This window comes from Streptomyces sp. NPDC044704 (genome assembly GCF_056433525.1).
This window is the reverse complement of sequence record NZ_JBWKGY010000015.1, coordinates 173,076-186,161: the sequence shown is the minus strand read 5'-3', so window position 1 is coordinate 186,161 and position 13,086 is coordinate 173,076. Positions and strand designations below refer to the sequence as shown.

General features: G+C 69.2%; 11 protein-coding genes. 8 read left to right on the top strand and 3 right to left on the bottom strand.

Annotation, left to right across the window (positions count from 1 at the left end):
* The 4 genes from AC07B0_RS30235 to AC07B0_RS30220 all read left to right on the top strand — a co-directional run.
* The coding region (locus AC07B0_RS30235) for a vitamin B12 dependent-methionine synthase activation domain-containing protein (RefSeq protein WP_478899327.1) at nt 1–1,221 on the top strand (1,221 nt) is incomplete at its 5' end.
* Nucleotides 1,222–1,334: 113 nt separating this feature from the next.
* Entirely contained in the window at nt 1,335–2,036 is a 702-nt protein-coding gene (locus tag AC07B0_RS30230) for an HAD family hydrolase (RefSeq protein WP_356881693.1), read from the top strand.
* Nucleotides 2,037–2,517: 481 nt separating this feature from the next.
* The gene (locus AC07B0_RS30225) at nt 2,518–4,119 is read left to right on the top strand and encodes an ABC transporter substrate-binding protein (RefSeq protein WP_478899325.1); all 1,602 of its coding nucleotides are present in this window, start codon (nt 2,518–2,520) and stop codon (nt 4,117–4,119) included.
* Between the two features lie 71 nt (nt 4,120–4,190).
* Nucleotides 4,191–5,774 (top strand): ABC transporter substrate-binding protein, encoded by a 1,584-nt coding sequence (locus tag AC07B0_RS30220; RefSeq protein ID WP_356881690.1) that lies wholly within the window; start codon nt 4,191–4,193, stop codon nt 5,772–5,774.
* 79 nt (nt 5,775–5,853) lie between these two features.
* Here the strand turns inward: AC07B0_RS30220 and AC07B0_RS30215 are convergent, their stop codons facing one another.
* Both AC07B0_RS30215 and AC07B0_RS30210 read right to left on the bottom strand, forming a co-directional pair.
* Complete coding sequence (locus AC07B0_RS30215; RefSeq protein WP_356881688.1) at nt 5,854–6,528, bottom strand: response regulator transcription factor; 675 nt, start codon at nt 6,526–6,528, stop codon at nt 5,854–5,856.
* A 68-nt stretch (nt 6,529–6,596) separates the two neighbouring features.
* The gene (locus AC07B0_RS30210) at nt 6,597–7,514 is read right to left on the bottom strand and encodes a RecB family exonuclease (RefSeq protein WP_356881686.1); all 918 of its coding nucleotides are present in this window, start codon (nt 7,512–7,514) and stop codon (nt 6,597–6,599) included.
* Nucleotides 7,515–7,724: 210 nt separating this feature from the next.
* Between AC07B0_RS30210 and AC07B0_RS30205 the strand changes: the two genes are divergently transcribed.
* The 3 genes from AC07B0_RS30205 (at nt 7,725) to AC07B0_RS30195 (ending at nt 10,603) form a co-directional block, all read left to right on the top strand.
* Nucleotides 7,725–8,858 (top strand): site-2 protease family protein, encoded by a 1,134-nt coding sequence (locus AC07B0_RS30205; RefSeq protein ID WP_356881703.1) that lies wholly within the window; start codon nt 7,725–7,727, stop codon nt 8,856–8,858.
* An 18-nt stretch (nt 8,859–8,876) separates the two neighbouring features.
* Entirely contained in the window at nt 8,877–9,773 is an 897-nt protein-coding gene (locus AC07B0_RS30200; RefSeq protein ID WP_030233594.1) for a tRNA (adenine-N1)-methyltransferase, read from the top strand.
* A 209-nt stretch (nt 9,774–9,982) separates the two neighbouring features.
* Nucleotides 9,983–10,603 carry a hypothetical protein gene (locus AC07B0_RS30195; RefSeq protein ID WP_469384679.1) on the top strand — a complete coding sequence of 207 codons (621 nt, stop codon included), beginning with the start codon at nt 9,983–9,985 and terminating at the stop codon, nt 10,601–10,603.
* A 4-nt stretch (nt 10,604–10,607) separates the two neighbouring features.
* Here AC07B0_RS30195 and AC07B0_RS30190 read toward each other — a convergent pair whose 3' ends face one another.
* Nucleotides 10,608–10,928, bottom strand: coding sequence for a ferredoxin (locus AC07B0_RS30190; RefSeq protein WP_469384677.1), 321 nt, complete (start codon nt 10,926–10,928; stop codon nt 10,608–10,610).
* Nucleotides 10,929–11,192: 264 nt separating this feature from the next.
* Between AC07B0_RS30190 and arc the strand changes: the two genes are divergently transcribed.
* The gene (arc, locus tag AC07B0_RS30185) at nt 11,193–12,959 is read left to right on the top strand and encodes a proteasome ATPase (protein WP_356881680.1); all 1,767 of its coding nucleotides are present in this window, start codon (nt 11,193–11,195) and stop codon (nt 12,957–12,959) included.
* The last annotated feature ends 127 nt before the right edge of the window (nt 12,960–13,086 follow it).

Genomic DNA, 13,086 nt, shown 5'->3' with positions numbered 1-13,086 from the left:
GTCGTGAACATCGGTATCAAGCAGCCGGTCTCCGCGATCCTGGAAGCCGCGGAGGAACACAAGGCGGATGTGATCGGCATGTCCGGTCTCCTCGTGAAGTCCACCGTGATCATGAAGGAGAACCTGGAGGAGCTCAACCAGCGCAAGCTGGCGGCCGACTACCCGGTCATCCTGGGCGGCGCGGCCCTGACCCGCGCCTACGTCGAGCAGGACCTCCACGAGATCTACGAGGGCGAAGTCCGCTACGCCCGCGACGCGTTCGAAGGCCTGCGGCTGATGGACGCCCTGATCGCGGTCAAGCGCGGCGTCCCGGGCGCGGCCCTGCCCGAACTCAAGCAGCGGCGGGTGCCCAAGCGCGACACCCCCGCCCTCCAGGTGGAGGAGCCGGAGGAGACGGGCGGCCGCTCCGACGTGGCCGCCGACAACCCCGTCCCCACCCCGCCGTTCTGGGGCACCCGCGTGGTCAAGGGCATCCCGCTCAAGGACTACGCCTCCTGGCTCGACGAGGGGGCCCTGTTCAAGGGGCAGTGGGGCCTCAAGCAGGCCCGCGCGGGCGGAGCGACGTACGAGGAGCTCGTCGAGAGCGAGGGCCGGCCCCGGCTGCGCGGCCTCCTCGACAAGCTGCACACCGAGAACCTCCTCGAAGCCGCCGTCGTCTACGGCTACTTCCCCTGCGTCTCCAAGGGCGAGGACCTGATCATCCTCGACGAGCAGGGCAACGAGCGGACCCGCTTCACCTTCCCGCGCCAGCGCCGCGGCCGGCGCCTGTGCCTCGCGGACTTCTTCCGCCCCGAGGAGTCGGGAGAGGTCGACGTCGTCGGCCTCCAGGTCGTCACCGTCGGCTCGAAGATCGGCGAGGCCACCGCCAAGCTGTTCGAGTCCGACTCCTACCGCGAGTACCTGGAGCTGCACGGCCTCTCCGTCCAGCTCGCCGAGGCCATGGCCGAGTACTGGCACGCCCGCGTCCGCGCCGAGCTCGGCTTCGGCGGCGAGGACCCGGCCGCCGTCGAGGACATGTTCGACCTCAAGTACCGGGGCGCCCGCTTCTCCCTGGGCTACGGCGCCTGCCCCGACCTGGAGGACCGGGCGAAGATCGCCGACCTCCTCCAGCCGGAGCGCATCGGCGTCCACCTCTCGGAGGAGTTCCAGCTCCACCCCGAACAGTCCACCGACGCCATCGTCATCCACCACCCCGAAGCGAAGTATTTCAACGCACGCTGAGGCGGATCGGCGTACACTGGTCGGTCCCATACAGGCCGGTCACCTGTTCCCCGGGGCACGTCCCCACGGGTCGAGGTGACCGGCCTTATCGTCCCCTGAGAGAGGCGTGCGCATTGACCAGCACCGTTCCCGCCCCCGTCACCCGCACGGCCGACGGGCACGCCCTGCAGGCGGTGCTGCTGGACATGGACGGCACCCTCGTCGACACCGAGGGCTTCTGGTGGGAGATCGAGGCCGAGATCTTCCATGAGCTCGGGCACCGGCTCGACGAGGCCTGGCGGGACGTCGTCGTCGGCGGCCCCATGAGCCGCAGCGCCGCCTTCCTCATCGAGTCCACCGGCGCCGCCATCGGGCTCGCCGAGCTCAGCGTGCTCCTCAACGAGCGCTTCGAGGCGCGGATCGCCGACCAGGTCCCGCTCATGCCCGGCGCCGAGCGCCTGCTGGCCGAGCTCGCCCGCAACAACGTCCCCACCGCCCTGGTCTCCGCCTCCCACCGCCGCGTCATCGACCAGGTCCTCCTCACCCTCGGTCGCGACCGGTTCACCATGACCGTCGCCGGCGACGAGGTCCCCCGGACCAAGCCGCACCCCGACCCGTACCTGTTCGCCGCCAGCGCCCTCGGCGCGCACCCCTCGCGCTGCGCCGTCATCGAGGACACCGCGACCGGCGTCGCCGCCGCCGAGGCCGCCGGCTGCCGGGTCGTGGCCATCCCCTCCGTCGGCCGGATCGAACCCGCGCCCGGCCGGACCGTCGTACGTTCGCTGGAGGACGTCGACCTGACCTTCCTGCGTTCCCTCATCACTCCCATGAACTGAGCGCGCACGCTCCGTACCGAACGGAATGGGGGTGGGGCGGAGGTCCTGGCGGAGGATCTTCCGTGCCCAGCCCCGGAGGCCGAAATTCCACGCTTCAGGGAACAGTTGTGACGGGTGACCTTGGTCACCCGCAGAGCGTTCACCGGGCCATCCCGGAGGCCCCGAGGGCTCCCCATGTGTCCGGATTGATCAGCTCCTGACCCCATCTGCGAAGTCTCCGGTGTGAGCGGTCAGTCCGCACCCATCACCGTGTGATTACGCCCCAACTCCTGCCAGTTCCAGCCATCCCGTCCCAGGCCACTAATGTCGACGCGGGCACTACGCCGCACCTCTGCCGGATCGGACACACACCCCTGTGGCCGGTCCGCGCGTGGACCGATCGTCAAACACCGGCCCGATCGTTCCGCCCTGAACGGGCGACCGCCGCGCAGTGCCCTCTACGCCGCTTTGAGCAAGTGCCGGGTGAGGGAGTACTTCCAGAATGAACCGCAAGACCATGGTGCTGACGGCCGCGGCCGGACTGCTCACCCCCACGCTGGCCGCCTGCGGCTCGGCGACCGGAGGAGCGGGATCCGGAGCGATCGTCGTCGGCACCACCGACCGGTTCGAGGCTGCCGACTACGCCCCCGCCCCCTTCGACCCCGCGTACGCCTACGATGCCGGCGCCTGGAACGTCCTGCGCCAGACCGTCCAGACGCTGATGCACACCCCGCGCGGCGGCGGCCAGCCCGTCCCCGAAGCAGCCTCCGACTGCCGCTTCACCGACACCGGCAACGAGAGCTACCGCTGCACCCTGCGCCCCGGGCTGAAGTTCGCGAGCGGCGACCCGCTCACCGCCAAGGACGTCAAGTTCTCCATCGACCGCGTCCTCGCGATCAAGGACGAGAACGGCCCCTCCTCGCTGCTCTCGACCCTCGACAACGTCGAGACGAAGGGCGCCGACACCGTCGTCTTCCACCTGAAGACCCCGGACGCGACCTTCCCCTACAAGCTCTCCACCCCCGCCGCGGGCATCGTCAGCGAGAAGCACTACGAGGCCAAGAAGCTCCGCCCGGGCTTCTCCGTGGACGGCTCCGGCCCCTACACGATGAAGGCCGAGGTCAAGGACAACCACCTCGTCCGCGCCGTCTTCACCAAGAACCCGCACTACAAGGGCGACATCAAGCTGCAGAACGACAAGGTCGAACTGCGCACCTTCGCCGACTCCGCCGCCATGGGCAAGTCCCTGACCGGCGGATCCATCGACATGGTCTCCCGCACCCTGTCGCCCGCCCAGATCACCGAGTTCTCGGCCAAGGCCCCCAAGGGCGTCAAGCTCGTCCCGATGCCCGGCCTGGAGATCCGCTACATCGGCTTCAACACCGAGGCCCCGGTCGTCAAGGACAAGGCCGTGCGCCAGGCGCTCGCCGCCGCCGTCGACCGCAACAACGTGATCTCCAAGGTCTACGGCAAGTCCGCGCAGCCCCTGTACTCGCTGGTCCCCACCACCGTCACCGGGCACGTCAACTCGTTCTTCAACAAGTACGGCGAGGCCAACACCCCCAAGGCCGCCGCGCTCCTCAAGGACGCCGGGATCAAGACCCCGGTCAAGCTGACCCTGAACTACACCGCCGACCACTACGGCGACGGCACCGCCGCCGAGTTCGAGGCCCTCAAGACCCAGCTCAACTCCACCGGGCTGTTCGACATCACCGTCCAGGGCACCGACTGGGCCGACTTCCGGCCCGCGCAGAAGAAGGGCGACTACGCCGCCTACGGGCTCGGCTGGTTCCCCGACTACGCGGACGCCGACAACTTCCTCGCCCCGTTCCTGGAGCAGGACAACTTCCTGGGCACGCCGTACGCGAACCCGACGGTGCGCACCAGGCTCATCCCCGAATCCCGGCGCGCGGTCGACCGCAACGTCGCCGCCCCCGCGATCACGGAGATGCAGGACATCGTGGCCGAGGACGTACCCGTCCTGCCCCTGTGGCAGGGCAAGCAGTACGTCGCCGCACGCGATGGGATCACCGGAGTGGAGTGGTCGGTCAACGCCATCTCCGACCTCCAGCTGTGGGAACTCGGCCGGGGTGTCAGCGGCTGAGACCGGCAACAACCGGCAGCGGGAGTCGCAGGCCGGCGCAACGTTCAGACAAGACTGAGAAGGACACTCGCGTGAACCGACGTAACCAGTGGTTGGCGGCCCCGCTCGGCGCAGCCACCGCCGCCGCGCTGCTCAGCGGTTGCGGTTCGACCGACGGCTCGAACGCCGGCAGCGGCAAGGGCGTCGTGATGGGCATATCCGACAAGGTGAAGTCCACCGACCCCGCCTCCGGCTACGACCCGGGCTCCTGGCTGCTCTTCAACAACGTCTTCCAGTCGCTGCTGAGCTTCCCGAAGGGCGGCACCACGCCCGAGCCCGACGCCGCCCAGGCCTGCAACTTCGAGGGCGGTGACAGCAAGGTGTTCAAGTGCACCCTGCGCAGCGGCCTGAAGTTCAGCAACGGCAACAGCCTCACCTCGAAGGACGTCAAGTTCTCCTTCGAGCGCACGCTGAAGATCAACGACGACAACGGTCCCGCCGTCATGCTGGGCTCGATCGCGTCCATCGAGGCCCCCGACGAGAAGACCGTCGTCTTCCGCCTGAAGACCTCCGACGCGACCTTCCCCAGCAAGATCGCCTCGGGCGCGGGTGCCATCGTCGACCACCGCGAGTACCCGGCCGACAAGCTCCGCAGCGACAACAAGGCCGTCGGCTCCGGCGTCTACAAGCTGGACTCCTTCAGCGACAAGAGCGCGAGCTTCTCGGTCAACGACTCCTACAGCGGCAAGGCCAAGGCCAAGAACACCGGCGTCACGCTGAAGTTCTTCAACGGCGACCAGGCCGCCCTCAAGACCGTCCTGGAAAGCGGAGACGTCGACTTCGCCTTCCGCGGCCTCGCCGCCAAGGACATCGCCGGCCTCGCCTCCACCAAGACCGGCGACCAGAAGGTCGACGTCGTCCAGGGCACGGGCGCCGAGGTCGAGCACATGGTCTTCAACGTCAGCGACCCCGTCGTCGGCAAGCTGCCGGTCCGCAAGGCCATCGCCTACCTCGTCGACCGCGAGGCACTCGTCAAGGACGTGTACGCGGGCACCGCCGCCCCGCTCTACTCGATCGTCCCGGCCGGCATCGCCGGACACACCACCCCGTTCTTCGACCGCTACGGCGGCAGCCCGCAGCCCGAGAAGGCCAAGGCCGTCCTGAAGGCCGCCGGCATCAACAACAAGGTCAAGGTCACCCTCTACTCGACCCCGTCGCGCTACGGCCCCTCGACCGACCAGCAGTTCCAGGTCATCGCCAAGCAGCTCAACGACAGCGGTCTCTTCGAGGCCGACATGAAGTCCGTCGAGTTCGAGCAGTACGAGAAGGACATCCAGGACGGCAAGTACGGCATCTACGTGAAGGGCTGGGTGCCGGACTACCCGGACGCCGACAACTTCACCCAGCCGTTCTTCGGACCGGACAACGTCCTGCACAACAACTACGACAACAAGGAGATCAGCGGGACCATCATCCCGTCGACCTCCGCGAAGTCCGACCGCACCGCGGCCAACATGGACTACAACCGGCTCCAGGACATCGTCGCCGACGAGGTCCCGATCCTCCCGCTCTGGCAGGGCAAGCAGTACGCCGTCACCCGCCAGAACGTGACCGGCCTGCAGTGGTCCCTCGACGCCTCGACCGTCTTCCGCTTCTGGGAGATCAGCAAGGGCTGAGCCCCTCCCCGGGCAAGAGAACGGGCCGGCAGCCGCTCCGCGCGGCCGCCGGCCCGTTCCCGTACCCGGAAGGGACGGCCTAAGGCGTGGCGCCCGGACGCACCAGGCCCGACTCGTACGCGTACACCGCCGCCTGGACCCGGTCGCGCAGGCCCAGCTTCGTCAGCACGTGGCCCACGTGGGTCTTGACCGTCGTCTCGCTCACGAACAGGTCCGCCGCGATCTCCGCGTTCGACAGCCCCCGGGCCACCAGCTTCAGCACCTCGACCTCGCGCTCCGTGAGCGTCCCCAGCGTGTCCGGCACGCTGTCCTCACCCGACGGCAGGTGCCCCGCGTACTTGTCCAGCAGCCGCCGCGTGATGCTCGGCGCGAGCATCGCCTCGCCCGCCGCGACCACCCGGATCGCCTGCACCAGCTCGTTCGCCGGCGCGTCCTTCAGCAGGAACCCGCTCGCCCCCGCCCGCAGCGCTTCCACCACGTACTCGTCCAGGTCGAAGGTCGTCAGCACCAGCACCTTCGCCGGCCCGTTCCGCTCCGGACCGGTGATCTGGCGCGTCGCCTCGACCCCGTCCATCCGCGGCATCCGGATGTCCATCAGCACCACGTCGGGCTGCAGCGCCCGCACCTGGTCCAGCGCCTGCAGACCGTCCCCGGCCTCGCCCACCACCGCCAGGTCCTGCTCGGCCTCCAGGATCATCCGGAACCCGGTGCGCAGCAGTGGCTGGTCGTCGACCAGCAGGACGCGAATGGCCACGGGGTGTACCTCGTATTCGTCGGACGGCAGCATCGGCGGACGCCGCCCATTCTGCCCTGATCGGAAGATCAGGATTCCGCCGGGCGATCACCGGGGACACCCGCGGGCCGCTCCGCCGCCCTCGGGACGACGGTCAGCGGATAGACCGGGGGAGTCCCCCCGAACTCCGGACACACCGAGCGATGATCACACCAGCCGCACAGCTTGGTCGGCCGCGGCCGCCACTCACCCGTCTCCGTCGCCTCCCGGATCGCCTCCCACAACGCGTGCAGCTTCCGCTCCACCCGTTCCAGATCCGCGATCACCGGGTCGTACGTCAGCACGTCCCCGCTGCCCAGGTACACCAGCTGGAGCCGCCGCGGCACCACCTGCTTCAGCCGCCACACCACCAGCGCGTAGAACTTCATCTGGAACAGCGCGCCCTCGGCGTACTCCGGCCTCGGCGCCTTGCCCGTCTTGTAGTCGACGATCCGCACCTCGCCCGTCGGCGCCACGTCCACCCGGTCGATGATCCCGCGCAGCCGCAGCCCGGACTCCAGCTCCGTCTCCACGAAGAACTCCCGCTCCACCGGCTCCAGCCGCGTCGGGTCCTCCAGCGTGAACCAGCGCTCCACCAGCGCCTCGGCCTCCGTCAGCCAGCGCGCCAGCCCCGCCCCCTCGTCCCCCGACGGGAACAGCTCCGCCAGCTCCGGCTTCGACTCCAGCAGCCGGTCCCACTGCCCCGGGATCAGTGCCTTCGCCCGCGGCGCCGTCCGCTCCTCCGCCGGATGGTCGAACAGCCTCTCCAGCACCGCATGGACCAGCGTCCCGCGGGTAGCGGCGGCACTGGGCTTCTCCGGCAGCTTGTCGATCACCCGGAACCGGTACAGCAGCGGGCACTGCATGAAATCGCCGGCCCGCGAGGGCGACAGGGAACTGGGCGCCGCGGCTACCGGCGCCACGCCGGCATCGGCAGCGCCTGGCACGGCACCGGGACTCGTCGTCATGCGTGAAACCCTACGGCCCGCCGCCGACAGCACGCGCATACCATCGACGCCGGGCCCCCTCGCACTGCATGATCGGAGCATCACACCCCGCAACAACAGCACCTGAACCACACTGGAAGCACAAGCACCGAACGAAGGAAAGCCGTGGCAGACACCGACGAAACCGGCGAGCGCGCACCCAAGCGCTCCGATCCGGGCGGCGGGATCCTCATGGGCCGCCCCTTCGGCGTGCCCGTCTACGTCTCCCCCAGCTGGTTCCTCGTCGCCGCCCTCATCACCTGGGTCTTCGGCGACCAGCTCGACCGGATCCTGCCCGGCCTCGGCCCGGTCCGCTACCTCGTCTCCCTCTTCTTCGCGGTCGCCTTCTACGCCTCGGTCCTCGTCCACGAGCTCGCCCACACCATCGCCGCGCTCCGCTTCAAGCTCCCCGTGCGCCGCATCCAGCTCCAGTTCTTCGGCGGAGTCTCCGAGATCGAGAAGGAGTCCGAGACACCCGCCCGCGAGTTCGTCCTCGCCTTCGTCGGCCCCCTGCTCTCCCTCGGCCTCACCGGGATCTTCTACCTCGGCATGAAGGCCGTCGACCCCGCCACGGTCCCCGGCGTACTCCTCGCGGGCCTGATGATCTCCAACCTCCTCGTCGCCGCCTTCAACCTGCTCCCCGGCCTCCCCCTCGACGGCGGCCGCATGCTCCGCGCCGTCATCTGGGGCATCACCGGCAAGCCCATGGCCGGCACCGTCGCCGCCGCCTGGGTCGGCCGCGGCCTCGCCGTCGCCGTCCTCCTCGGCCTGCCGCTGCTCACCCACACCGGGATCCTCGGCAACCGCACCGACGAGATCGGCGGCATGAACACCGTCATGGACGCGCTCCTCGCCGCGATCCTGGCCGCCATCATCTGGACCGGCGCCGGCAACAGCCTGCGCATGGCCCGCCTGCGACAGCACCTCCCCGAACTCCAGGCCCGCGCCCTCACCCGGCGGGCCATCCCCGTCGAGAACGCCACCCCGCTCTCCGAGGCCCTCCGCCGCGCCAACGACGCCGGAGCCCGCGCCCTCGTCGTCGTCGACGGACTCGGCGACCCCGTCGCCATCGTCCGCGAGACCGCCATCGCCTCCGTACCCGAGCACCGCCGCCCCTGGGTCGCCGTCAGCACCCTCGCCCAGGACCTCACCGACGGCATGAAGGTTTCCGCGGAACTCACCGGCGAGGAACTCCTCGACCACCTCCGCGCCACCCCCGCCACCGAGTACCTCGTCCTCGAAACCGGCGGCTCCATCTACGGCGTCCTGTCCACCCTCGACGTCGAGAAGGCCTTCGTGAAGGCCATGGCGCGGCCCCAGTCCTGAAGCCAATACACTGGTCACATGTCCGAACCGACCGGTGCCGCCCGCCGACGCGGGCCCTTCGAGGTCGGGGACCAGGTTCAGCTCACCGACCCCAAGGGCCGCCACTACACGTTCACGCTCGAAGCCGGGAAGAATTTCCACACCCACAAGGGTTCCTTCCCGCACGACGAGCTGATCGGCGCCCCCGAGGGCAGCGTTGTCCGTACCACGGGCAACGTCGCATACCTCGCGCTGCGTCCCCTGCTCCCCGACTATGTCCTGTCCATGCCCCGCGGTGCCGCCGTGGTCTACCCCAAGGACGCGGGCCAGATCCTGGCCTTCGCCGACATCTTCCCCGGCGCCCGCGTCGTGGAGGCAGGAGTGGGCTCCGGCTCCCTGAGCAGCTTCCTGCTGCGCGCCATCGGCGACCAGGGCATGCTCCACAGCTACGAGCGCCGCGCGGACTTCGCCGAGATCGCCACCGCCAACGTCGAGCGCTACTTCGGCGGCCCGCACCCCGCGTGGCAGCTGACCGTGGGCGACCTCCAGGACAACCTGTCCGACACCGACGTCGACCGCGTGATCCTCGACATGCTCGCCCCCTGGGAGTGCCTGGAGGCCGTCTCCAAGGCCCTGGTCCCCGGCGGCATCCTGTGCTGCTACGTCGCCACGACCACCCAGCTCTCGCGCACCGTCGAGTCCATCCGCGAGTTCGGCTGCTACGCCGAGCCGCAGCCCTGGGAATCGATGATCCGCAACTGGCACGTGGAGGGCCTCGCGGTCCGGCCCGACCACCGGATGATCGGCCACACCGGCTTCCTCGTCACCGCCCGCCGCCTCGCGGACGGCGTCGAGCCCCCGATGCGCCGCCGGCGCCCCTCCAAGGGCGCCTACGGCGAGGACTACGACGGCCCCGGCAGCGACCGCTCCGCGTAGCCGCTCCACCGGGACCCCCGCCGGGCCCGGCCCGCTCAACACGAAGGCGCTGCGGCGCAGTTCCCCCGACGATCAGGGAACTGCGCCGCAGCGCCTTTTCGTTGTGGCCCGAACACCGCCCGGCCGGTCCGGACCCGCCCGTTCCACCGCCGTGTGAGGTGTGGCACGATGCTGGCTCCCCGTCACCCTTCGCACAGGAGACACCCCGCGTGCTGCACAGCCCCACCGAGCTGGAGCCCACATCGGAAACCCTGGCGCACGGCCGCGCCCGGCCCGTCCACTGGGTCGCCACGGCCTCGGCCGTGGCCGCCGTCATAGCCGGCGCGGGCCTGCTCCAGCCGGGGCCCGCCACCGGAGCCACCCCCGCGGCCGCCCCGGGAGCCTCCCTGGGAGCCGCCGCCGGGAGCGGCCCGCGGGCCGGCGCACCCGACGCGCGGGCGGTCGCGTACCCCCTCGACTGCAAGGGCGCCCCGCAGGCCGTCACGGCCACCGCCCAGGGGGATCTCGACGGCGACGGCCGCCCCGAGACGGTCGCCGCCGTACGCTGCGAGGCCGGCTCCGGAACCCCGCCCCACGCGGTCTACGTCCTCGTCCAGGACCCGGCGGCGGGCTCGGCCCCCCGCGTCGTGGCCACCCTGCTCGAACCGGCCAGGCGGCAGACCGCCGCCGATCTCACCGTGCGCGACGGCGTCGTCACCGCCAGTCTCCTCGGATACTCCTCGCCGGAGGTTCCGCGCTACAGCCCCGATGTGAAACAGCTCGCCAAGTGGCGCTGGACGGGCGGGAAATTCCGCCAGGAGCTGACGGACTCGTCCGCCGGAAGTGTTTGAACCGTCACTCGGCGTCGGGGCCGTACACCTCGACCCTGTCCGAAACGCGCCTTACGTGGATGCAGTCACCCGGACATTCCTTCGCGGAATCGACCACGTCCTGGAGCAGCGTCAGCGGAACCGGAGTGGTCGCCCCCGCCTCCTGGAGGAGCTCGTCCTCGGGGCTCTTCACGTACGCCAGACCATCGATGTCCAGCTCGAACACCTCCGGGGCGTACTGCACGCAGATGCCGTCCCCGGTGCAGAGGTCCTGGTCGATCCAGACCTCCAGCGGCTGTCCGGCCTCGCCGGAACCACCCGCCGGGGCCTCCTGCTGCACGGTCATATCTCCTGCCGTTTCCTGCTCTGAGTGATCCGCCCCGGCCACAACTCGAGGCAAGTCGCGCGAGCTCTGACGGGTGTTGAACAGTTCGACCTTACAACCGGCTGCTTTCCGATGTTGATGGGTGGGTATTTCCTTGGCGTGAGGGAGTACGCAAGGGTGAAGATCGGACACACCTCTACCGTCTTTGTGATCTAGGGGTTTCAATCACCACCAGCCCAGGTAGGGTCAGGAAGCGTCCAGCTCCCCTTGGAGGAGGTGAGGACCGTGGCAGCCCACGACGACGACATCAACCGCGGCATCCGGCCCGGGCGAGGGTCTGAGGACCCCGCTGGCCAGGTTGCCTATCTCGAGCAGGAAATCGCCGTCCTGCGACGTAAGCTCGCCGACTCTCCGCGTCACACGAGGATTCTCGAAGAGCGGATCGTCGAGCTCCAGACGAATCTGGCAGGCGTCTCCGCGCAGAACGAACGACTGGCGAATACCCTCCGTGAGGCCCGCGACCAGATCGTGGCCCTCAAGGAGGAAGTCGACCGGCTCGCACAGCCGCCGGCCGGCTTCGGTGTCTTCCTTCAGGCGAACGAGGACGGCACCGTCGACATCTTCACCGGCGGCCGCAAGCTCCGCGTGAACGTGAGCCCCAGCGTCGAACCGGAGCACCTCCGGCGCGGCCAGGAGGTCATGCTCAACGAAGCGCTCAACGTGGTCGAGGCCATGGAGTTCGAGCGGGCCGGGGACATCGTCACCCTCAAGGAGATCCTCGAGGACGGCGAGCGCGCCCTGGTGGTCGGGCACACCGACGAGGAAAGGGTGGTGAGGCTCGCCGAGCCGCTCCTGGACATCACCATCCGCCCCGGCGACGCCCTGCTGCTCGAACCCCGCTCCGGCTACGTCTACGAAGTGGTCCCCAAGAGCGAGGTCGAGGAACTCGTCCTCGAAGAGGTCCCGGACATCGACTACGACAAGATCGGCGGCCTGGGCGACCAGATCGAGCTGATCCGCGACGCCGTCGAGCTCCCGTACCTCTACCCGGACCTCTTCAAGGAGCACGAACTGCGGCCGCCGAAGGGCATCCTGCTCTACGGCCCGCCCGGATGCGGCAAGACGCTCATCGCCAAGGCGGTGGCCAACTCCCTTGCCAAGAAGGTCGCCGAGGTGACCGGCCAGCCCGCCGGGAAGTCGTACTTCCTGAACATCAAGGGCCCCGAGCTCCTCAACAAGTACGTCGGCGAGACCGAGCGGCACATCCGCCTCGTCTTCCAGCGTGCACGGGAGAAGGCGAGCGAGGGCACCCCCGTCATCGTCTTCTTCGACGAGATGGAATCCCTCTTCCGCACCCGCGGATCCGGTGTCAGCTCGGACGTGGAGAACACCATCGTCCCCCAGCTGCTCGCCGAGATCGACGGTGTGGAGGGCCTGGAGAACGTCATCGTCATCGGCGCCTCCAACCGCGAGGACATGATCGACCCGGCCATCCTGCGCCCCGGCCGGCTCGACGTGAAGATCAAGATCGAGCGCCCGGACGCGGAGGCCGCGAAGGACATCTTCGCGAAGTACCTCAAGGCCTCGCTGCCCCTGCACACGGACGACCTGTCCGAACACCAGGACTCGCGGCCGGGCACCGTCCACAGCATGATCCAGACCGTCGTCGAGCAGATGTACGCCGAAACCGAGGAGAACCGCTTCCTCGAGGTCACGTACGCCAACGGCGACAAGGAAGTCCTCTACTTCAAGGACTTCAACTCGGGCGCGATGATCCAGAACATCGTGGACCGTGCGAAGAAGATGGCCATCAAGGCCTTCCTCGAGCACAACCAGAAGGGCCTCCGGGTCTCCCACCTCCTCCAGGCGTGCGTGGACGAGTTCAAGGAGAACGAGGACCTGCCCAACACCACCAACCCCGACGACTGGGCCCGGATCTCCGGCAAGAAGGGCGAGCGGATCGTATTCATCCGCACGCTCGTCACCGGAAAGCAAGGCGCGGACACGGGACGCTCCATCGACACGGTGGCGAATACCGGTCAGTACCTCTGACAAACGAGGGCGGCTGCGGGTGCCCTCACCGGGCACCCGCAGCCGCCCGTTTTACCGCCCGCCTCTTTCGGCCGGTGACAGGGCGAAGTCAATGACTGAAATGATCTCCCCACCAGCGCGGAGTGGT